We start from the raw sequence: 22,134 nt of genomic DNA on the forward strand, positions 1-22,134 counted from the left end.
GCTCGCGAAAGCGGTAGAACAGATAGCAGTTATGATGACTGGTACACCGCCTTCGCGAGCAGGCTCGCTCCCACATTCTGATCTTCACCGGTTTCAGGATTTGTGTTCATTTCCGGGCTAGCATTGGCCCATGCCTTCATCACCGTTGTTCGTTTCGGATTGCCCGCCCATGACTGCCCATCGAATTGGTTTCCTGATTTGGCCCAGCACTAAAGCGTTGACGCTGGCGCTGGCGGAGGAGGCCTTGCGTGTTGCGCAGCGGGTGCACCCGGACGTGGTTTACGAACTGTCGTTCTTGCAGGCCGAGCCGCAGAGCGAAGGGGCCTGGCAATTGCCCGGCGAACCCTGGGCCGGCAAGCTCGAGAATTTCCAGAAACTGTTCCTGCTCGCCGACGAGCCACCGACCACGCTCGCGCCGGCGCTGAGCAGTGCGCTCAAGCAACTGGTGCGTGCCGGTTGCGTGATCGGTGGTCTGTCGGCCGGTGTCTATCCGCTGGCGCAGCTCGGTTTGCTCGACGGTTATCGCGCCGCCGTGCACTGGCGCTGGCAGGACGATTTCGCTGAGCGCTTCCCGAAAGTCATCGCCACCAGCCATCTGTTCGACTGGGACCGCGATCGCCTGACTGCTTGCGGTGGCATGTCGGTGCTCGACCTGTTGCTGGCGGTGCTGGCCCGCGATCACGGTGCGGAACTGGCCGGTGCGGTGTCGGAAGAACTGGTGGTCGAGCGCATCCGCGAGGGCGGTGAGCGTCAGCGCATTCCGTTGCAGAATCGCCTCGGCTCCAGCCATCCGAAGCTCACCCAGGCGGTGTTGCTGATGGAAGCCAACATCGAAGAGCCGCTGACCACCGACGAAATCGCCCAGCATGTGTGCGTGTCCCGTCGGCAACTGGAGCGGATCTTCAAGCAATACCTCAACCGCGTGCCCAGCCAGTACTACCTGGAATTGCGCCTGAACAAGGCCCGGCAGATGTTGATGCAGACCAGCAAGTCGATCATCCAGATCGGCCTCTCGTGTGGCTTCTCCTCGGGGCCGCATTTCTCCAGCGCCTATCGCAATTTCTTCGGTGCCACGCCGCGCGAAGATCGCAACCAGCGACGCAGCAGCAGCCCTTTCGAATTGTCGTCAGTGCCGCCGGAGCGTGGCTGAGCGCGGATCGACCCTCAATCGGTTTCGATGCCGCCGGAGAAGTCATGGAAATCCTCAATCGTCTGATACGCGGTGTCGTTGCTCGACTGCTGCTCCAGCAGGCGCAATTGATACGCCGCCTCATACCGCTGCAGGCGCTGCAAACTTTCGGCAGTCAGCGGGTTGTCGCTGAAGTCGTATTCGGTCAGCACGTCGCCGGGCTGTAAAGAAAACTCGCCCGGCAACTCGGTGATCGCGTTCCCGGACAAGTCCGCGTACCTCAATCGAGGCAGTTCGAACAGACCGTCGGGCACCTTGCTCAAGGCGCAATTGCCCAGACGCACATCGGTCATCTGCGGGAAATGACTCAGATCCGGAGTAATGTTGAGCGGATTGTCGCTCAGGTCCACGGATCTCAGGTTTCTCAGCGTTCTGAAGGCTTCTGCGGTCTGCGCAGTCAGCGTGATTTCACAGCCAGGCAGATACAGGCTGTGCAATCTGTCCATTCCGAAGATTCTGGGGGGAACCTCGCGCAACGGATATTTGCGGATGGTGATGCTTTTGAGTTTGGGAAAAAGCGCCAACAATTGATCGACCCTGGGCGGGGCGGACGCTCCGCTTGTCAGTCGCAACTCTTCGATATGGTCGAAGCTTGCGGCCAGCGCCGGCAGCTCGCCGGTGAACGAAATGTCGCAGGTAACTCTTGGGTCCATGATGTACGTGGGCGCCCGGCGCAGGTCGGTTTCCAGATCTCGCCTGAAATGTTGGCGATTGAGTTTCTCCCTGGCTGCCGCGTCGTTCGCCAGTGGCATCTGCGTGTCAGGATCGTTGGGGATCTCGTTTGCCCAGCTATCCAGGCGTTCGAGCAGGCTCGTGAGGCCGGTTTTGCGGCGCATCAGCTCAAGGCGTCCATCGGCCAGCGTACCCGCCAGCTTGTAGACCAGATCGTTGGCATCGAAGCCGGACAGCGACGGGTAAAGGCTTTGCGCCAGATCGATGTCGTCCTGTTGGACCCAGACACCGAAATTGTCGGCTTTGGCCTGGAAAGCGGCTTTGACACGTTCTCTGGAAGCAACCGACAACGGGTTGGCGCCCAGTTCAACGCCGCGACCGGAATAACGCGTCAGCTCCGTCGGCACTTCGATGATGTTGTTGTCGCTCAGCAACGCAACTTCCAGCTGCGGCAGCTGTTCCAGGCCGGCAGGAACGCTATCGATTCCGGTGCTGGTCAGATCGATGAACGTCAGGTTCTGCAGTGCCGACGCATCGGGCGTGACCTGCAGCGGATTGCTATACAAGTCCAGAGATTTCAAGCGGGTCAGCGTGGACAAGACCGCTTGTCCGGCAGGATCCAGTGTGATCTGGCACTTGCTCAGCATCAGCGTTTCCAGCGACGGCAGGCTTTGCAGCGCTTGAGGCATCTGGCCCAGGGAAAAATCCTGCAGTTCCAGGCCCTGCAATCCGCTGAAGCTTGTGAGAAAACCGTCGGAAACCTTCAGTGCCGGATTGCCCTGCAGATTGAGATGGGTGATGTGACTGAAGTCGGTGGCCAATTGCGGTAACTCACCGGTAAATGCCGCATTGGCATTGAAGGTGTTGAACCGTAGTGCTGAATTGTCGGTGCGCCTGCCGCGCCACAGTTGTTCGAGGCTTTCGCTGAATTTTTGTCTCTCGGCGAGTTCTGCGGCTTTTTCCTGCGCAGTCCATGGCCGTTCTGTCGATGGATTGTTGACTGGCAGACGCTCACTCCATGCGTTGAGATCACCAATCATGCGGGCGATTTCGCCCTCCCATCTGATCAGTTGCGCCGTGCCGGTCTGTAATGTCCCGGGCAGGCGATAAATCATGTTGATCGCAGCGTTTTCCCCAAGGCGTGGGAACAGTCTCTGCGCCATGGCAATGTCAGCCGATGGCGGCTTGATGCGGAAGTTGCGCCCGTGTGCCGCGTAGTAGAACTTGACGCGCTCGCGGGCATTTATCGACAGAGGGTTGTCGTTCAGATATATGCCGTCGGCCTTATCGGGCTTCAGGCTGAAGATAGCGTCCGGCAGCTCGGTAATCTGGTTATTGGCAAGCGAGAGCTCTCGCAGCAGCGGATGCTCGGCGATGCCCTTCGGCACGCTGGTCAGATCGGTATGGCCAAGTAAAAAGTTGGTTACCCTGGGCAGGGTTGTCAGATCGGGCGCGTTTGACAGTGGGTTGTGGCTCAGATCGAGCAGCCGCAACTCGGACAGAGTGCCGAGTACTTGCTGTCCGGCAGGTGTCAGTGTCAGCGCGCAGTCATTCAGTTTGAGCTCTTTGAGATACTGCAGGCGGCCGACGAATGAGGGGATGTCATAGAGCGTGAAGGCTTTTAATTTCAGCGTCTGAAGATTCGGGAACAAGGCAGCGAACGGCTCCAGTCCGGCGGTCGTCACGTTGCCGGTGAGCTTGAGGCTGGTCACGTGATCGAAGTTGACACTCAGGCGCGGCATTTCGCCGAGGAACTTCAGGTCTGCCGCAAACAATGCGCTGCGCTTGCCGCTTCCCATCGATCTTTCGCTCCAGAAATCCTCCAGCAATTGCTTGAAGTCCGAGCGTGCGGATCGTTGCGCCAGATGCTCGCTTACGCTCAAGGCCTGGCCTGTGACCGGGTGCGCGGACGGAATTGCCGAGGCCCAGCGGGTCAGGTCATCGCGCATCTGTTGCTGCTCCGCTTTCCAGCCAAGGAGCTGTTTGCGGCTGTCGCCCAGATTGCCGGGCAAGTCGTAGATCATCTCGCTGGCCTCCTGCTTGTTCAAACCGGGAAACAGCTGCCGGGCGAGGCTGACATCCTGCTCAGGCGCCAGGACGTCAAAGTCGTTTCGATGGATGCGGAAGTAGTTTTTGATCTGATCGCGCGTTGCTGCCGATAGCGGATTGTCGGCAAGGTCAATGCCGTCGCTGCGCTCGGCGGGGAGGTCGAACAGCGCCTCCGGCAATTGCGTGATGCGGTTGCCCGAGAGGGCTGCGATTCGTAACCCCGGATGGCTGCTCAGTCCTTCGGGAACGACGGTCAACCCGCAGTTGGACAGGTCGAGATGGAACAATTCCGGCAACAGGTTCAGGTCGGGGAACGTTCCCAGCGGATTGTTGCTCAGGTCCAGCGTATCCAGGGCGGTGAGTGACAGCAGCGCAGCCTGGTTTTCCGGGGTCATGACCACGCCACAATTCTTCAGCTCCAGATCGGTCAGCCGAGGCAGTTTTGCTTCGCCAAGCGCCAGCGGTTCCAGTTCGAAGCCGCTCATTTTCAGCTTGGCAAGGTTGGGCAAGCACTCCACGAAGCGCAGGGCGGCGGTGACATTGGCGTTGCCAACGAGGTTCAACCGGGTAACGCGCTCCAGACCGGTGCTGAGTATCGGCATATCGCCACTGAAGGCCGCCGTTGCCCTGAGTTCTTCAAGGCGCGGGTACGTGGGCGGGCTGCGCCAGAATTGTTCGATCTGTTGCGCAAAGTCTCGCCTGGCATCCAGTTCGCGGGTCTGCGTCTCGAGCGGCAGACGTTCTCCCGATTCGGAGGCAGTCACGGCGGCCTGGTTGATCCATTGGCTGAGTTCGAGATTCAGAACGCCGAGCTCATTTTCCCAGCGTGACAACTGTGCACCGCACTCGGCCAATGGCCCGGGCAATCGGTACAAAACCCGTGTCGCGCCTTCGGTGTCAAGGGAAGGGAACAAGGCGATGGTGCGCTGCAGATCCTCCTGCACAGGCCGGACCCCGAAGTGCTTGCCGGTGTGCTCGTAAAACACTTTGACCCGTTCCCGAGAGGCTGCGGTCAACGGGTTGTCTGCAAAGGTGTAACCATCGCAGAGGGAGCTGGCCAGGTTGAAGAACTTTTCCGGTATCCGCGTAATGCGGTTGCGATCGAATTGCGCCGAGATCAATCGCGGATGATCCAGCAGATCGTCGGGCACCGTATGAATGCCGGTGTCGGACAGATTGACGTAGCGCAACGAAGGCATCGCGTGCAGGTCCGGCGGCAAGCCCAGCGCATTGCCTTGCAGATCGAGCAGGGTAAGTTGTGGCAAGGAAGCCAGCACCGACTCTGTGACCGTTGTCAGGCTCACTCGGCAATCGCGTAAACGCAGTTCGCGCAGCGAGGGCATTGAAGTCAGTGCTTGCGGCAGGCTGGGCAGATTGAGGTTGCGCGCATCAATATTCTGCAACTGACTGAAGGACTGCAGAAAGCTGTCGACAGATGTGGTCATCGGGCTGCCATCAATGGCGAGCGAAGTGATATGGCTGAAGTCTGCTGACAACACCGGCAATTCGCCCATGACCGCCGGTGTAAGGCGCAAGGCGTATCCGGCGGCGAAGCCCTGTTGATTGATACCCGTGACGTGCTCCCGCCTCCAGGCTTTGAGCAATTGCTCCCTGAGCAGCCTGCGATTCTGGAGTTCGGCGCGCTTCTCCAGCGGCGTCAGCGCCGTGCCGGTTTCGGGATGCAAGGCGGGCGGATTGTTGGCCCAGACATGCAGCTCGTTCTGCAATTGCAAGTAGTCATTTTGCAAGCGAAGCATCTCTGCGCGCGGGCCTGCTGGACTCCTGCGCATGCTTTCGGCGAGAAAGCGCATCTCATGATTGGACATGCGTGGATAGAGCACGCGGATGTCTTCTTCGAGGGTGTGCGGCTGGTAAGCGGGACGCGGCGGACGCGGAGCATGGGCGTAACCGTCGGTACCGAGCAGGCGCAGGGTGTCGACAGTCGGCGCTCGGGACGGCGTATCGGCAATCACCTGACGCCACTCGTGGCGCTCGAGCGTACGTTGACGAATGGCCGCCTTCAGCGCCTGACTCTGACCAATGCGCAGGTCCAGGCTCTGGCGCTCGCTGTCGGGCAATGCGTACAACAGGCTGGAATAGAAATCAGTGAATGAGTGCAGCTGCTGCCCGCGATCGTCATAAGGTTGATATTGGCCATCGTCGCGGCGAACCAGCACCTTGTGTGCAGGGGCATCGTCACGGCCGATGGTGTCCAGTAATGTGCCCTCGTAGCGCCCGTCACGGATCTCGATGCGCACATCACCACTCCAGCCCGGCAACAATTTGAGGCTGTGCAGCGCCAGAGAGTCAGAGTCGGGGTTGCTCACCGAGGCCAGCTCAAGGCCCTCATATGCGCGGGCAACGCGCACCTCGTCACTGGCCATCTGCATGAGCGTCTGTTGGCGCGGGGGCAACTGTCCTTCGCTGATCTGCAGCAGTTCGCTGCCGGTCGCGGTATCGAGCAGTTCGCGGGTAATGCTGGCCGGCAATTGTGGAGGGTGAGTCTTGAGTCGTGCCGCCAGCGGGTCGTCGAGGTGCTGAAGGGTTTGATAGCGCGACTCGAACAGCGCGCTTGTGTTGCGTCTGGCGAGGTCAGCCACTTGCTTGCGCAGGTTCTGGCTGCGGACCTCGATGGACGGCGTCGGTCCTGCGAAGGGCTCGTCCAGCAAGGCTTTGATCTGCGTCTCGTCGAGGGTTTGGAGCAGGGTTTTGAGCACGTCGCCACCGATCAGTTCGCCCTGGCGCAGTTCGGTCACGGGCAGGGTTGTGTCGGCAGACGATTGCCACAGTTGCTGGCCTTGGCGATCAAGCAGACGCAGGCATTTGTCGCCTGGCCAGCGACCGTATTCGCTGAGCACCTGCAGTTGCATGGCCGGGTCGGCGCGCAAAAAAACTTCGGCGTCATCGCTGTCGAGCTGGTCGATGAAGCGTTGCAACTGCTGATCAAGCTTGAAGCGCTGGATACTGTCGGCCAGCAGCGGCGGGACCTTTTCCTGCTCGACATGCATTTTGCGCAGCGCGTCTTCGCTGGTTCCGCTGATCTGCAGGACGGTTTCGCGCTCGCTCGCGGACAAGCTCTCGACCGCAGGGCCGATACGGCGCAGCGCGGTTGCGCCATCCCACTCCAGCGGTTGCTCGAGTTCAGTGTGCCAGGCACCTTCGCCGTTGTGGCGCAGCACCGGCTGGTATGCGTCGGGGCGACTCGGATGTTCGATGCGGTACTGCCCTGGCACCTGACTTTCCGTGACTGCAAAGTGCGCGTCCTCCAGGGGCAGCAGGCGCTTGTCTTCATGGGTATGCAGACCCAGCGCATCGGGTTGCGAATCGGCAGTCGGGCGCTGCGGATGTTTGTAGCGTTCGAGATCCGGTTGCCAATAGCGGGTGTCACCATTGGCCAGTTGTACCGGTTTGAAGCGGTCGATGAACGCTACGATTTCCTTGGGCAATACCTTGCGAAACTCGGCCGCGCCAATCGCACCGCCGACGGCGAACATGCCCAGCTGGATCATCGATTCCACGGTGCCCATCAGGTGTTCGACCGCTTCGGTCGTGCGTCCCTGCGCCCACTCGACAATGCCTTCGAATACTTCATCGAGCATCTGATAGGCCATGTACGCCATCATCGCTTCACCGAGCACCGGCACGAAGGGCGCGACGATCATCGCGGCGGTCTGGGCGATGGAAGAGAGGATGTTGACCAGCGAATCCCAGAATGCCCAGCGCGCCCTTTGATCAACCAGGGCAGTCGGTACGGCAATGGTTCGGGCGTCATTGAAAATCTTGTTCAGCTTTGCCTGGTACAGGTGTTGCCAGACATCGTCGTAAAACGGCGTCAGCGCAGTCTGCAGATCGGGCCGCTCCACCGGGGCTTCGCGCCACGCCGGCAGCGGGTCGCCGGGTTCGTGTGGATGCCAGCGGATTTCACTCAGCCGGCTGTTGAGAGTGCTGAAGAAGAAACCGCGCTGGTCGTGGTTGACGAAGCGGCTGAAGAATTGCTGATAGTCCCTGGAGCGCAACTGGCGCGTCAGTTCCACAACCATTTCCAACGGCGAGGCGTACTCCTTGAACGGATGTTCGGGGTCATCCGGGACGTAGGCGACGACGCGCGCGGCATTGCGCGTCATGTACAGGTCCGGGGCGAATACCACGATGCCGGTCAGCGGTGCGCAAAGCATCGTCATGTCATGACACAGCAGCGGCGCGCCATGCACATGCAGGCCTTTCACGCCGTCGAGCATGGCCTCGATCGTGCGTAACGCGTTTTCCGAGACATCGCGGTTCATCCGCGCCCATTGCAGGGCAGACTTCATCGCGGCCTTCTGGCTGGCGTCGATTTTGCCGCGCAAGACCGACGCGACCATCGGATCGGAATAGCCCAGATTGTCTTCCAGACTGGCTTTGTATTTCGCGCCGATATCCAGTCGACGGCACAGTTTTGTGAAAGCGGAAATGCTCAGTTTCGCCTTGATCTCGGGCAGGGTTTCAAACTGTCCTGTGGCCGAGGGGGCGCTGGTGAATGTCGACTCGGCTTCGAAGGCGTTGTCTTCGGTTTCCCTGTCTTCGAAGTTATGCAGTGCAGCCTCGAGCAGTGACACGGACCAGGCGCGGGCGCCGGTGCGGATCGGAAACCACGGGGTGGTGGCGGGAATGTACAGGCGCACGTAGGTGTTTCTGACATCCAGCTCCAGATCGAAGCAGCGTTTCAGCTCGGCCTTGAGCAGGGGCTCGGCGAAAGCCGCAGCGTCCTGCAAGTGTTCCAGGCTTTTATCGACCCGGCTCTGGGCGCTGATATGCGCCGCCCCAAGGCTTTTCATCAGCGCGTGCTGTTCGGCTGGCGCGTTCTTGAGCGCGGCCGGCTGTTGCGGGAGGCTGCTTTTCAGTGCTTCTCGCCGAGTGGCTGAGGTGTCGCCCAACCAGGCCGGAATCGCGTTTTTCAGTGGTTGATAATGCTCGTCCGCATGGTGCGCGTCAGTTGCGTCATCCGGGCTTGCTGATGGGGGTGCTTCAGACAAATGCATGGCCATTCCTTGGCGTTGGGAAGAACCCTCAGCAAATCAGCAGCAAGCGCCCCCCGTGCGGTAGATATTTATGTCTCTGCCGTGGGGGCTGACTTGGTATCCTGCGCGGCCTGCCGCAAATCGGCCGCGCCCGGTAAACTGCGCCTTTGCGACGCTATATGTCGCATTGCCGTAAACCCGGGAAAATCCGGGGTTTGCGCTATAAGAAGTTGTCGCTTGGCGACAAGGCCGGGCACCCAACTGTCCTTACAATCCCCTCATCGCTCGCCAGTTCCAGGCGGGTGTTCCTCTTCAGGAGACTCCGATGTCCGTTGAGCACGCTGCGGTACAACGCGCCGATTTCGACCAGGTAATGGTTCCCAACTACGCGCCTGCCGCTTTCATTCCGGTGCGTGGCGCCGGTTCCCGGGTCTGGGATCAGGCCGGCCGCGAGCTGATCGACTTCGCCGGCGGGATTGCCGTTAACGTATTGGGCCACGCGCATCCGGCGCTGGTCGGTGCGTTGACCGAACAGGCGAACAAGCTGTGGCACGTGTCCAACGTGTTCACCAACGAACCGGCCCTGCGTCTGGCGCACAAGCTGATCGACGCCACGTTTGCCGAGCGCGTGTTCTTCTGCAACTCCGGCGCCGAAGCCAACGAGGCCGCATTCAAGCTGGCCCGTCGCGTCGCATTCGACCGTTTCGGCACCGAGAAATACGAAATCATCGCCGCGCTGAATAGCTTCCACGGCCGTACCCTGTTCACCGTCAACGTCGGTGGCCAGTCGAAGTACTCCGACGGTTTCGGTCCGAAAATCACTGGCATCACCCACGTTCCCTACAACGATCTGGCGGCGCTGAAAGCCGCGGTGTCCGAGAAGACCTGCGCGGTCGTGCTCGAGCCGATCCAGGGCGAGGGCGGCGTACTGCCGGCCGAGCTGGCTTATCTGCAAGGTGCCCGCGAACTGTGCGACGCGAACAACGCGCTGCTGGTGTTCGACGAAGTGCAGACCGGCATGGGCCGCAGCGGCAAGCTGTTCGCCTACCAGCATTACGGCGTGACCCCGGACATCCTCACCAGCGCCAAGAGCCTGGGCGGCGGTTTCCCGATCGCGGCGATGATGACCACCGAAGCGCTGGCCAAACATCTGGTCGTCGGCACCCACGGCACCACCTACGGCGGCAACCCGCTGGCCTGCGCCGTCGCCGAAGCGGTGATCGACGTGGTCAACACTCCTGAAGTGTTGAACGGCGTGAACGCCAAGCACGACAAGTTCAAGACTCGCCTGCAACAGATCGGCGAGAAATACGGCCTGTTCACTCAGGTGCGTGGTCTCGGTTTGCTGATCGGTTGCGTGCTGAGCGACGCCTGGAAAGGCAAGGCCAAGGACATCTTCAACGCCGCCGAACAGGAAGGCCTGATGATTCTCCAGGCAGGTCCGGACGTGATCCGTTTCGCCCCGAGCCTGGTGGTGGAAGACGCCGATATCGACGCCGGTCTCGACCGCTTCGAACGTGCCGCAGCGAAGTTGACGCAAGCCTGATGGACCTTTCGGCGCCTGGAGTTTTTCCGGCGCCGAACCAATTTTTGATACCGGGCACATTCGCCTGTTGGATTGAACCTGTGGTGAGGGGATTTATCCCCGATGGGCTGCGCAGCGGCCCTGGATTTTTGGGGGTGCTTCGCCCCCCAGCGGGGATAAATCCCCTCGCCACAAGTCCCATTCCTGCATCGATCTTTATGTGGGCCCGGTTTTTTCTGTGAATATTGAAGAGAAAGGAGTGACACCATGCTGGTGATGCGCCCCGCGCAAATGGCTGATCTGGGCGAGGTACAGCGTCTGGCTGCGGACAGCCCGATTGGTGTCACTTCCTTGCCGGATGACGTGGAACGTCTGAGCGACAAGATTGCCGCGAGCGAAGCTTCGTTTGCCGCCGAAGTGAGCTTCAACGGTGAAGAGAGTTACTTCTTTGTCCTCGAAGACTCGAGCACCGGCAAACTGGTCGGCTGCTCGGCCATTGTCGCTTCCGCCGGTTATTCGGAGCCGTTCTACAGCTTCCGCAACGAGACTTTCGTCCACGCCTCCCGCGAGCTGAAGATCCACAACAAGATCCACGTGCTCTCGCAGTGCCACGACCTGACCGGCAACAGCCTGCTGACCAGTTTCTATGTGCAGCGCGAGCTGGTCGGATCGCCGTGGGCCGAGCTCAATTCCCGTGGCCGTCTGCTGTTCGTCGCCAGCCACCCGGAGCGTTTTGCCGACTCGGTGGTGACCGAGATCGTCGGTTACAGCGACGAGAATGGCGACTCGCCGTTCTGGGATGCGATCGGGCGTAACTTCTTCGACCTCAACTACGCCGAGGCCGAGCGCCTGTGCGGGCTGAAAAGCCGCACCTTCCTCGCCGAGCTGATGCCGCATTACCCGATCTACGTGCCGCTTCTTCCGGACTCAGCCCAAGAGGCGATGGGCCAGGTGCACCCACGTGCGCAGATCACTTTCGACATCCTGATGCGCGAAGGCTTCGAGACTGATCACTACATCGACATCTTCGACGGCGGCCCGACCCTGCATGCGCGGGTTTCCGGGATCCGTTCGATCGCCCAGAGCCGCGTGGTGCCGGTGAAGATCGGCGAACCGGTCAAAGGCGCCGGGCGTCAGTACCTGGTGGCCAACGCACAGTTGCAGGATTACCGCGCGGTGTTGCTGGAGCTGGATTACGCGCCGGGCAAACCGGTGACGCTGGATATGGAAGCAGCCGAAGCCCTGGGCGTCGGTGAAGGTGCCAGCGTGCGCCTGGTGGCGGTTTAACGCCTTAGCGAGTTTCACGGGTGGCGCGAGCGGCCCGTTTGAGGAGATAGCATGATTGTTCGTCCCGTACGCAGCAGCGATTTATCCGCGCTGATCGACCTGGCCCGCAGCACCGGCACCGGCCTGACTACCTTGCCGGCCAACGAAGAGCGCCTGACCCACCGGGTCGGCTGGGCCGAGAAGACCTTTCGCGGCGAAGCCGGGCGTGGCGATGCCGACTATCTGTTCGTGCTCGAAGACGATGACGGCCGCGTGGTGGGGATTTCCGCCATCGCCGGTGCGGTCGGCCTGCGTGAGCCCTGGTACAACTTCCGCGTCGGTCTGACGGTCAGCGCTTCGCAAGAGCTGAACATCTACCGCGAAATCCCGACGCTGTTTCTGGCCAACGACCTGACCGGCAATTCCGAGCTGTGCTCGCTGTTCCTGCACGCCGATTACCGCAACGGCCTCAACGGCCGGATGCTGTCCAAGGCGCGCATGCTGTTCATCGCTGAGTTCCCGGAGCTGTTCGGTAACAAGATCATCGCCGAAATGCGTGGCGTGTCCGATGACGCCGGGCGCTCGCCGTTCTGGGAAAGCCTCGGCCGCCATTTCTTCAAGATGGAATTCAGCCAGGCCGATTACCTGACCGGCGTCGGCAACAAGGCGTTCATCGCCGAACTGATGCCGAAATTCCCGCTGTACACCTGCTTCCTTTCGCCGGACGCGCGCAACGTCATCGGCCAGGTGCACCCGGATACCGAGCCGGCACTGGCCATGCTCAAGAGCGAAGGTTTCAGCTATCAGGGTTACGTCGACATCTTCGACGCCGGCCCGGCCATCGAATGCGAAACCAGCAAGATCCGAGCGGTGCGTGACAGCGAAGCGCTGGTGCTGGCCGTCGGCACGCCGGGCGATGACGCCACGCCGTTCATCATCCACAACCGCAAGCGCGAGGATTGCCGCATCACGGCTGCGCCAGCGCGACTGGCTGCGGGCACCCTGGTGGTCGATCCGCAGACCGCGAAACGTCTTCAACTCAGCGCCGGCGATCAGGTTCGCGCCGTGGCGCTGTCCGCTGCACGGGAGTCGAAATAATGAATTCGCTATACATCGCAGGTGAGTGGCTGGCCGGTCAGGGCGAGGCCTTTCAATCACTGAACCCGGTGACCCAACAAGTGCTGTGGGCGGGCGAGGGCGCCACTGCCGCGCAGGTCGAATCGGCGGTTCAGGCTGCTCGCCAGGCATTTCCTCAGTGGGCACGTCGCACCCTCGAGGAGCGCATCAGCGTCCTCGAAGCTTTTGCTGCTGCGTTGAAAAACCACGCTGACGAACTGGCTCGCACCATCGGCGAAGAAACCGGCAAACCGCTATGGGAAGCTGCGACCGAAGTCACCAGCATGATCAACAAGATCGCGATTTCGGTGCAGAGCTACCGCGAGCGCACCGGCGAGAAGAGTGGCCCATTGGGCGACGCCACCGCCGTATTGCGCCACAAGCCCCACGGCGTGGTTGCGGTGTTTGGTCCTTACAACTTCCCCGGTCACCTGCCTAACGGTCATATCGTCCCCGCGCTGCTGGCCGGTAACAGCGTGCTGTTCAAGCCCAGCGAACTGACGCCGAAAGTCGCCGAGCTGACGGTCAAGTGCTGGATCGAAGCCGGTCTGCCGGCAGGCGTGTTGAACCTGCTGCAAGGCGCGCGGGAAACCGGTATCGCGCTGGCGGCGAACCCGGGTATCGACGGTCTGTTCTTCACCGGTTCGAGCCGCACCGGCAATCACCTGCACCAGCAATTCGCCGGGCGTCCGGACAAGATTCTGGCGCTGGAGATGGGCGGCAACAACCCGCTGGTGGTCGATCAGGTCGCTGATCTGGACGCGGCGGTGTACACCATCATTCAGTCGGCGTTCATTTCCGCCGGCCAGCGCTGCACCTGCGCCCGGCGTCTGCTGGTGCCGCAAGGTGCGTGGGGCGACAGCCTGCTCAAGCGACTGGTTGAAGTCAGTTCGACCATTGAAGTCGGTGCCTTCGATCAGCAACCGGCACCGTTCATGGGCTCGGTGATTTCCCTCGGCGCGGCGAAAGCGCTGATGGATGCGCAGGAACAACTGCTGGCCAACGGCGCGGTGGCGTTGCTGGAAATGACTCAGCCACAGGCGCAATCGGCCTTGCTGACTCCGGGCATCGTCGATGTGACGGCCGTGGCCGAGCGTCCGGACGAAGAACTGTTCGGGCCGTTGCTGCAAGTGATCCGCTATGCCGATTTCGGCGCCGCGATTAGTGAAGCCAACAACACCGCTTATGGACTGGCCGCCGGTTTGCTCTCCGATTCCGAAGCGCGTTACCAGCAGTTCTGGCTGGAAAGCCGCGCCGGCATCGTCAACTGGAACAAACAGCTGACCGGCGCCGCGAGCAGCGCGCCTTTCGGCGGCGTCGGCGCCTCGGGCAACCACCGCGCCAGCGCCTATTACGCAGCGGACTACTGCGCGTACCCGGTGGCGTCGCTGGAAACCCCGAGCCTGGTGCTGCCTGCTGCCCTGACACCCGGCGTGAAAATGGCGTAGCGCCCATTCGCGAGCAGGCTCGCTCCCACAGGGAAATGCATTCCAGTGTGGGAGCGAGCCTGCTCGCGAAGGCCGCACCTCGGTCTTAAAGAATAGTTACTGAAGCCTATAACAACAGATTCTCGTGGAGCCTCGCTGATGAAATCCTATGAAGTCAATTTTGACGGTCTAGTGGGGCCGACCCATAACTACGGTGGTCTGTCCTACGGCAACGTCGCCTCGCAGAGCAACAGTCAGCAATCCTCGAATCCGAAGGAAGCGGCGCTGCAAGGTCTGGCCAAAATGAAAGCGCTGATGGACATGGGCTTTCAGCAAGGCGTGCTGGCTCCGCAGGAACGTCCTGATGTGGCGGCGCTGCGCCGTCTGGGCTTCAGCGGCACTGACGCGCAGGTGATCGAGCGCGCCGCCAAAGAAGCGATGCCGCTGCTGGTCGCCAGTTGCTCGGCGTCGAGCATGTGGGTGGCCAACGCCGCCACGGTCAGCCCAAGTGCCGACACCGCTGACGGCCGCGTGCACTTCACCGCCGCCAACCTCAATTGCAAATATCACCGCAGCATCGAACACCCGACCACCAGCCGCGTGCTCGGCGCGATGTTCGCCAATCAACAGCACTTCGCCCATCACGTCGCTTTGCCGGCAGTGGCGCAGTTTGGCGACGAAGGCGCGGCCAACCACACGCGTTTCTGCCGTGAGTACGGCGAAGCGGGCGTCGAGTTTTTCGTGTTCGGCCGCAGTGCGTTCGACAACCGTTTCCCGGCGCCGCAGAAATACCCTGCACGCCAGACCCTCGAAGCCTCGCAAGCCGTCGCGCGTCTGCACGGTCTGCGTGACGAAGGCGTGGTCTACGCGCAGCAGAACCCCAACGTTATCGATCAGGGCGTGTTCCACAACGACGTGATCGCCGTGGGCAATGGTGAAGTGCTGTTCTATCACGAGGACGCGTTCCTCGAGACCGACAAGATGCTCGCCGAACTGCAAGGCAAACTGGCCAAGGTCGGCGGTAACTTCCAGTCCGTTTGCGTGCCGCGTTCGGCGGTCACCGTGGATGACGCGGTGCGTTCCTACCTGTTCAACAGCCAATTGCTCTCGCGTCCTGACGGTTCGATGCTGTTGATCGTGCCGCAGGAATGCCAGGCCAACGAACGCGTCTGGGCTTATCTGCAAAGCCTGACCAGTTCCGGCGGGCTGATCCGCGAAGTGAAGGTCTTCGATCTCAAGCAAAGCATGCAGAACGGCGGTGGCCCGGCGTGCCTGCGTCTGCGCGTGGCGCTGAATGAAACCGAACTGGCGGCGGTCAACCCAGGGGTTATCATGACGGCCCCGTTGTACGGTTCGTTGACCGCATGGGTTGAAAAGCACTACCGCGACCGCCTGAGCGAAACCGACCTGGCGGACCCGCAGTTGCTGCTTGAATGCCGGACGGCACTGGATGAACTGACGCAAATCCTTAAACTGGGCGCGGTTTATCCCTTCCAGATCAATTGATCGCCAGCGCGCTGCCTGAACGTGGCGCGCGGCGTGTCACCCCAAGAGAGTAAAAACATGAGCGATTCCCTGCAGCTGATCCTTGAAGACACCGACGGCACGCAATTGCAAACCTCGTGCACCCGCGTTGCGGTCATGTGGCAAGGCAAAGAGCTGTGGATCCAGCAGGACGGCCGTGGCCAACTGCTGATCGGCGTGGACGTCGAGGAAGGTGACGAAGAGTACGCCAACCTGCTGCTGCGCCCATTGGCGACTAATCTGGTAAGTCTGCAACTGGAAATGGAACCGGCTGACCTCGGCGCTGACGAGGATCACGTACACGGCCCGGATTGCAACCACGACCACTAAGGAAACCGCTCTATGCTCGCCCTCGGCAAACTGCTTGAACTGACCCTCGCCGGCCGCGAACCGGCGGAGAAGACTCAACTGACTGTCGAAGGCGTGCGCATGCGCTGGTTGAGCGAAGGGGCGCTGGAAGTCCGGCCCCCGGAAGCGCGCGACAATGGCCTGGACCTGCTGCTGTCGGCAGGCATCCATGGCAACGAAACGGCTCCGATCGAGTTGCTCGATCGGCTGCTGCACGACATCGCGCGCGGCGATCTGAAGCCGCGCGCACGCATTCTGTTCCTGTTCGGCAACCCGGAAGCCATCCGCAAGGGTGAGCGTTTCGTCGAGCAGGACGTCAATCGACTGTTCAACGGTCGCCACGAACAAAGCAGCGGCTCGGAAGCGTTGCGCGCCTGTGAGCTGGAACGGCTGGCGGCGAGTTTCTTCAGCAAACCCGAGCGCGAGCGTCTGCACTACGACCTGCACACGGCGATTCGTGGGTCGAAGATCGAACAGTTCGCCTTGTACCCGTGGAAGGAAGGGCGCCAGCATTCCCGTCGCGAATTGGCGCGCCTGCGCGCCGCCGGCATGGAAGCAGTGCTGTTGCAGAACAAACCGTCGATCGTCTTCAGTTCGTACACCTACGACAAACTCGACGCCGAGGCTTTCACCCTGGAACTGGGCAAGGCGCGGCCGTTCGGGCAGAACGACGGCGTTAACGTTTCACTGCTGGAAACCCGTCTGAAGCAGATCATCGAAGGCACCGAGCCGGAGACAGAAGAAGGGCTGGACGGCTTGCAGCTGTTCAGCGTGGCGCGGGAAATCATCAAGCACAGCGATGCGTTCCGCCTGAATCTGCCAGCGGACATCGAGAACTTTTCCGAGCTGGAACCGGGTTATGTGCTGGCCGAGGATCTGGCCAATACCCGCTGGGTGATCGAAGAGCAGGGCGCGCGGATCATCTTCCCCAACCCCAAGGTCAAGAACGGCCTGCGCGCCGGCATCCTGATCGTCCCGGCCACAGACGAAAACCTCGCCTGAGTTCACCACATCCCGTGTGATCGTTCCCACGCGCAGCAAAGGAATGCAGCCCGGGACGCTCCGCGTCCCAACAGCGGACGCAGAGCGTCCATTGAGGCATTCCCACGCAGAGCGTGGGAACGATCATGTAAGGATCAGACCGCTACAGCACGCGGCTCGGTTCGACGCAACGCGCGAATCTTCTGCAAAGTATCGGCGCAAGTCCGCGCTGCTTCCTGACCCTTGTGCACAAAGTGCTCGAAGAAGAACTTCTGATGCTCTTCGCCCGAATGGAAGTGATGCGGGGTCAGCGACACCGAGAACACCGGCACTTCGGTTTCCAGCTGCACCTGCATCAGGCCGCTGACCACCGATTGCGCAACGAACTCGTGGCGGTAAATGCCGCCGTCCACCACCAGGGCGGCGGCGACGATGCCGGCGTAACGGCCGGACTTGGCCAGCAGCTTGGCGTGCAGCGGCATTTCAAAGGCGCCGCCGACTTCAAAGAAATCGATGTCCGATTCCTGATAACCCTGCACCAGCATTTCAGCGACGAAGCCTTTACGGCTCTGGTCGACGATTTCCTTGTGCCAGCAGGCCTGGATGAACGCGACGCGCTCGCCCTGTGGGTGTTTGCTTTTGCTGTCGATAGCGGTGGGTTGCATGTTCTGACTCCTGTTTGTGTGAAAAACAGGGCGTTATGAATCGAAAGGGATGCAAGGGTGCGAACGCAGGCACGGATGCACGCGGACGGCCCTTTGGCGTCGATCCCGTTCTCTCTTCATCCGGACTATGACCGTCGGCCCCGGGATCACACCGGGTCTGCTGACCTTGCCGACGCACCCGACTCAAGCCGTGTGCAACGCCAAGCGCTCGCGGGCTATGCGCATTGCGCGCAATTACCGCCGGTGGGGAATTGCACCCCGCCCTGAGAACGTTTGTGCCGCCCAATCTCGGGCAGCGCGCAGTTTGTAACACATATTTTTCGGTCCTGCACAGAACCTGTGGGAGCGAGCTTGCTCGCGAAAGCGGCTTCACATTCAACGAATATGCTGCCTGTTACTGCTCTTTCGCGAGCAGGCTCGCTCCCACATGGATTGTGCTTTTTCCTGAGGACGGTAATTTTTCCTTCTTCAAGGCTTGATTAATCCGCGCCATGACCGCAGTAATCCCACTTCACAAAGGGCTTTCCCCATCTGACCAGAGGCCAGGTTCATGAGCGTTATCGATCTTCGCAGCGACACCGTCACCCAACCGACTCCCGCCATGCTCGATGCGATGACCGCAGCCGATACCGGTGACGATGTGTATGGCGAAGATCCGACGGTCAATCACCTCGAGGCCGAACTGGCCAAACGCCTGGGCTTTGCCGCCGCGCTATTCGTGCCGACCGGGACCATGAGCAACCTGCTCGGCCTGATGGCGCACTGCGAGCGTGGCGATGAGTACATCGTCGGTCAACAGGCGCACACCTATAAGTACGAAGGTGGCGGGGCGGCGGTGCTCGGCTCGATTCAGCCGCAGCCGCTGGAGGTGCAGGCCGACGGTTCGCTGGATCTGGATCAGGTCGCCGCCGCGATCAAACCGGACGATTTCCATTTCGCCCGCACGCGTTTGCTGGCGCTGGAAAACACCATGCAGGGTAAAGTGCTGCCGCTGGAATATCTGGCGCGCGCCCGACGCTTTACGCAGGAGCATGGCCTGCAATTGCACCTCGACGGGGCGCGGTTGTACAACGCGGCGGTCAAGCTCGGCGTCGATGCCCGTGAGATCACCCAGCATTTCGATTCGGTGTCGGTGTGCCTGTCCAAAGGCCTCGGCGCGCCGGTCGGCTCGGTGCTGTGCGGCTCCGAACAGTTGATCGGCAAGGCGCGGCGTTTGCGCAAAATGGTCGGTGGCGGCATGCGTCAGGCCGGGTTGCTCGCGGCGGCTGGCTTGTACGCGCTGGATCATCACGTCGAACGGCTGGCGGATGACCATGCGAACGCGCAGTTGCTCGCCGAGGGTCTGCGTGAGGCCGGTTTCGTCGTCGAGCCCGTGCAAACCAACATGGTCTATGTGCAAATGGGCGACAAGGCCGCAGCACTCAAGGACTTTGCCGGCGAACGCGGGATCAGGCTCAGCGCCGCTGCGCGCTTGCGCATGGTCACGCACATGGACGTCAGCCGCGCGCAAATCGAACAAGTGATCGCGACATTCGTCGAGTTTTCACGCAAGTGACAGCGTCAGCCGTCCAATTGACCGTTTCTATCGTATAAACACGCTGTACCCCGCGCGCAGGGCCGATATAATGCGGCCCTTTGCCGTCGCTTCGTCTCATGACGTTTCGAACAGGCCTTTGGCCGCAGCCTCCGTGGAAGAACCTAATGAAAAGCGCAGAAATCCGTGAAGCCTTCCTTCGCTTCTTCGAAGAGCAAGGCCACACCCGTGTAGCCTCCAGCTCTTTGATTCCGGGCAACGACCCAACCCTGCTGTTCACCAACGCGGGGATGAACCAGTTCAAGGACTGCTTCCTGGGCCAGGAAAAACGTGCGTACACCCGTGCCACCAGCAGTCAGAAATGCGTGCGCGCCGGCGGCAAGAACAGTGACCTGGAAAACGTCGGTTATACCGCGCGTCACCACACGTTCTTCGAAATGCTCGGTAACTTCAGCTTCGGCGACTACTTCAAGCACGACGCGATCACCTTTGCCTGGACCTTCCTGACTGGCGTGCTGAAGCTGCCGAAGGAAAAGCTCTGGGTCACTGTCTACGCCACCGACGACGAAGCGTATGACATCTGGACACAGAAAATCGGCGTGCCGGCCGAGCGCATGATCCGCATCGGCGACAACAAGGGTGCGCCGTACGCCTCCGACAACTTCTGGACCATGGGCGATACCGGCCCGTGCGGCCCGTGCACCGAGATTTTCTACGACCACGGCGAGCACATCTGGGGCGGCCCACCGGGCTCGCCGGAAGAAGATGGCGATCGCTACATCGAAATCTGGAACAACGTGTTCATGCAGTTCAACCGCACCGCCGATGGCGTGTTGCATCCGTTGCCTGCGCCGTCGGTGGACACCGGCATGGGCCTGGAGCGGATCAGTGCGGTGATGCAGCACGTCAACTCCAACTACGACATCGACCTGTTCAAGAACCTGCTCAAGGCTTCGGCTGAAGCGATCGGCTGCGAAAACGGCGATCAGTCGTCGCTCAAAGTCGTCTCCGACCACATTCGTTCCTGCGGTTTCCTGATCGCCGACGGCGTGCTGCCGTCCAACGAAGGTCGCGGTTACGTGCTGCGCCGGATCATCCGTCGCGCCTGCCGTCACGGCAACAAGCTCGGCGCCAGCGGCAGCTTCTTCTACAAGATCGTCGCGGCGCTGGTTGCCGAGATGGGCGAAGCCTTCCCGGAACTGCAGAAGCAGCAAACCAACATCGAGCGCGTGCTCAAGGCTGAAGAAGAGCAGTTCTCCAAGACCCTGGAGCACGGCCTGAAAATCCTCGAGCAGGATCTGGCCGAGCTCAAAGGCACCGTGGTGCCAGGCGACGTGGTGTTCAAACTCTACGACACCTACGGTTTCCCGATGGACCTGACCGCCGACATCGCCCGCGAACGCGGCCTGACCGTCGACGAAGCCGGCTTCGAGCGCGAGATGGAAGCGCAGCGTGTGCGCGCGCGTTCGGCCAGCTCGTTCGGTCTGGACTACAACACCCTGGTCAAGGTCGACGTGGCCACCGAGTTCACCGGTTACGCCGCCACCAGCGGCTCGGCGAAAATCGTTGCCATCTATAAGGATGGCCAGTCGGTCGACGTGCTGAGCGAAGGTCAGGAAGGCGTGATCGTGCTCAACCAGACGCCGTTCTACGCCGAATCCGGTGGCCAGATCGGCGACTGCGGTTTCATTCAGGCCGGCAGCAGCCGCTTCGACGTGCGCGATACCACCAAGACCGGCGGCGCATTCCTGCACCACGGCGTGCTGGCCACGGGCAGTCTGACCATTGGCGCACCGGTGGAAACCCACGTCGACGCCGAAGTGCGTCACGCCACCGCGCTGAACCACTCGGCTACGCACTTGCTGCACGCCGCGCTGCGTCAGGTGCTCGGTGAGCATGTGCAGCAGAAAGGTTCGTTGGTCGACAGTCAGCGCCTGCGTTTCGACTTCAGCCACTTCGAAGCGATCAAGCCAGAACAGATCAAGCAGCTGGAAGACATCGTCAACGGCGAGATTCGCAAGAACTCCGCCGTTGAAACCGAAGAAACCGACATCGAAACCGCGAAGAACAAAGGCGCCATGGCGCTGTTCGGCGAGAAGTACGGCGACAGCGTGCGCGTGCTGAGCATGGGCGACTTCTCGGTTGAACTGTGCGGCGGTATCCACGCCAACCGTACCGGCGACATCGGCCTGCTGAAAATCATCAGCGAAGGCGGTGTGGCATCGGGCGTGCGTCGTATCGAGGCAGTCACCGGTGCTGCGGCGCTGGCCTACTTGAACGCGGCGGAAGAACAACTCAAGGAAGCGGCCAGCCTGGTCAAGGGCAGCCGCGACAACCTGATCGACAAGCTCTCGGCGGTACTGGAGCGCAACCGTCTGCTGGAGAAACAACTCGAGCAGTTGCAGGCCAAGGCAGCCAGCGCGGCGGGCGACGATCTGTCGGCCTCGGCGGTGGACGTCAAGGATGTGAAGGTTTTGGCCGCCCGTCTGGACGGTCAGGATGGCAAAGCGCTGCTGGCGCTGGTCGATCAGCTGAAAAACAAACTCGGCCGCGCAGTGATCCTGCTCGGCGGTGTCCATGAGGAAAAGGTCGTACTGGTTGCAGGCGTAACCAAGGACCTGACTGGCCAACTCAAAGCCGGTGATTTGATGAAACAGGCTGCTGCGGCAGTGGGCGGGAAGGGCGGTGGTCGTCCGGACATGGCGCAGGGCGGCGGAGTCGATGCCGCTGCGCTGGATGGCGCGCTGGCGCTGACCGTTCCATTCGTCGAGCAGGCTTTATAAGACGGCTCGCCGGCCCCGCAGTCTAGTGGCGGGCCCGGCGACTGTTCGAAAGATTATT

The 22,134-nt window shown here is 61.2% G+C and carries 12 protein-coding genes and 1 riboswitch; of the genes, 10 read left to right on the top strand and 2 right to left on the bottom strand.

The window, feature by feature from the left end:
• Positions 1-169: 169 nt before the first annotated feature.
• The gene (argR, locus tag QMX86_RS12700; RefSeq protein WP_024014018.1) at positions 170-1,150 is read left to right on the top strand and encodes a transcriptional regulator ArgR; all 981 of its coding nucleotides are present in this window, start codon (positions 170-172) and stop codon (positions 1,148-1,150) included.
• A gap of 14 nt (positions 1,151-1,164) precedes the next feature.
• Here argR and QMX86_RS12705 read toward each other — a convergent pair whose 3' ends face one another.
• Positions 1,165-8,928 (bottom strand): DUF6543 domain-containing protein, encoded by a 7,764-nt coding sequence (locus tag QMX86_RS12705; RefSeq protein ID WP_282386270.1) that lies wholly within the window; start codon positions 8,926-8,928, stop codon positions 1,165-1,167.
• Between the two features lie 304 nt (positions 8,929-9,232).
• Between QMX86_RS12705 and QMX86_RS12710 the strand changes: the two genes are divergently transcribed.
• The 7 genes from QMX86_RS12710 (at position 9,233) to astE (ending at position 17,115) form a co-directional block, all read left to right on the top strand.
• Positions 9,233-10,453 (top strand): aspartate aminotransferase family protein, encoded by a 1,221-nt coding sequence (locus QMX86_RS12710; protein WP_122602132.1) that lies wholly within the window; start codon positions 9,233-9,235, stop codon positions 10,451-10,453.
• A gap of 246 nt (positions 10,454-10,699) precedes the next feature.
• Complete coding sequence (aruF, locus tag QMX86_RS12715) at positions 10,700-11,719, top strand: arginine/ornithine succinyltransferase subunit alpha (RefSeq protein WP_024014015.1); 1,020 nt, start codon at positions 10,700-10,702, stop codon at positions 11,717-11,719.
• Between the two features lie 51 nt (positions 11,720-11,770).
• On the top strand, positions 11,771-12,796 hold the full coding sequence (gene astA, locus QMX86_RS12720; RefSeq protein ID WP_024014014.1) for an arginine N-succinyltransferase: 1,026 nt from the start codon (positions 11,771-11,773) through the stop codon (positions 12,794-12,796).
• The gene (gene astD, locus QMX86_RS12725) at positions 12,793-14,262 is read left to right on the top strand and encodes a succinylglutamate-semialdehyde dehydrogenase (RefSeq protein WP_282386275.1); all 1,470 of its coding nucleotides are present in this window, start codon (positions 12,793-12,795) and stop codon (positions 14,260-14,262) included. Before astA ends, astD begins: the two co-directional genes overlap by 4 nt.
• A gap of 138 nt (positions 14,263-14,400) precedes the next feature.
• Positions 14,401-15,747 (top strand): N-succinylarginine dihydrolase, encoded by a 1,347-nt coding sequence (gene astB / locus QMX86_RS12730; protein ID WP_282384528.1) that lies wholly within the window; start codon positions 14,401-14,403, stop codon positions 15,745-15,747.
• A 57-nt stretch (positions 15,748-15,804) separates the two neighbouring features.
• Positions 15,805-16,095, top strand: coding sequence for a hypothetical protein (locus QMX86_RS12735; protein ID WP_016773591.1), 291 nt, complete (start codon positions 15,805-15,807; stop codon positions 16,093-16,095).
• A gap of 12 nt (positions 16,096-16,107) precedes the next feature.
• Positions 16,108-17,115, top strand: a complete 1,008-nt coding sequence (gene astE, locus QMX86_RS12740; protein WP_122612067.1) for a succinylglutamate desuccinylase — start codon at positions 16,108-16,110, stop codon at positions 17,113-17,115.
• A 134-nt stretch (positions 17,116-17,249) separates the two neighbouring features.
• On the opposite strand, the gene QMX86_RS12745 is transcribed toward astE, so the two are convergent.
• Positions 17,250-17,759 (bottom strand): 6,7-dimethyl-8-ribityllumazine synthase, encoded by a 510-nt coding sequence (locus QMX86_RS12745; RefSeq protein WP_016773593.1) that lies wholly within the window; start codon positions 17,757-17,759, stop codon positions 17,250-17,252.
• A gap of 103 nt (positions 17,760-17,862) precedes the next feature.
• Positions 17,863-18,034: riboswitch (FMN riboswitch) on the bottom strand.
• Between the two features lie 275 nt (positions 18,035-18,309).
• Here QMX86_RS12745 and ltaE point away from each other — a divergent pair.
• On the top strand, positions 18,310-19,314 hold the full coding sequence (ltaE, locus tag QMX86_RS12750) for a low-specificity L-threonine aldolase (protein ID WP_206421708.1): 1,005 nt from the start codon (positions 18,310-18,312) through the stop codon (positions 19,312-19,314).
• Between the two features lie 146 nt (positions 19,315-19,460).
• Entirely contained in the window at positions 19,461-22,076 is a 2,616-nt protein-coding gene (alaS, locus tag QMX86_RS12755; protein ID WP_282384527.1) for an alanine--tRNA ligase, read from the top strand.
• Positions 22,077-22,134: the final 58 nt, after the last annotated feature.

The sequence above is a fragment of the Pseudomonas sp. PS01270 genome, from assembly GCF_029959775.1.
GTDB lineage: Bacteria > Pseudomonadota > Gammaproteobacteria > Pseudomonadales > Pseudomonadaceae > Aquipseudomonas > Aquipseudomonas atacamensis.

What these genes read in the sequence shown, in the direction of transcription:
- argR (WP_024014018.1), top strand. Translation starts at nt 170, where the DNA reads ATGACTGCCCATCGAATTGGTTTCCTGATTTGGCCCAGCACTAAAGCG.
- QMX86_RS12705 (WP_282386270.1), bottom strand. Translation starts at nt 8,928, where the DNA reads ATGCATTTGTCTGAAGCACCCCCATCAGCAAGCCCGGATGACGCAACT.
- QMX86_RS12710 (WP_122602132.1), top strand. Translation starts at nt 9,233, where the DNA reads ATGTCCGTTGAGCACGCTGCGGTACAACGCGCCGATTTCGACCAGGTA.
- aruF (WP_024014015.1), top strand. Translation starts at nt 10,700, where the DNA reads ATGCTGGTGATGCGCCCCGCGCAAATGGCTGATCTGGGCGAGGTACAG.
- astA (WP_024014014.1), top strand. Translation starts at nt 11,771, where the DNA reads ATGATTGTTCGTCCCGTACGCAGCAGCGATTTATCCGCGCTGATCGAC.
- astB (WP_282384528.1), top strand. Translation starts at nt 14,401, where the DNA reads ATGAAATCCTATGAAGTCAATTTTGACGGTCTAGTGGGGCCGACCCAT.
- QMX86_RS12735 (WP_016773591.1), top strand. Translation starts at nt 15,805, where the DNA reads ATGAGCGATTCCCTGCAGCTGATCCTTGAAGACACCGACGGCACGCAA.
- astE (WP_122612067.1), top strand. Translation starts at nt 16,108, where the DNA reads ATGCTCGCCCTCGGCAAACTGCTTGAACTGACCCTCGCCGGCCGCGAA.
- QMX86_RS12745 (WP_016773593.1), bottom strand. Translation starts at nt 17,759, where the DNA reads ATGCAACCCACCGCTATCGACAGCAAAAGCAAACACCCACAGGGCGAG.
- ltaE (WP_206421708.1), top strand. Translation starts at nt 18,310, where the DNA reads ATGAGCGTTATCGATCTTCGCAGCGACACCGTCACCCAACCGACTCCC.
- alaS (WP_282384527.1), top strand. Translation starts at nt 19,461, where the DNA reads ATGAAAAGCGCAGAAATCCGTGAAGCCTTCCTTCGCTTCTTCGAAGAG.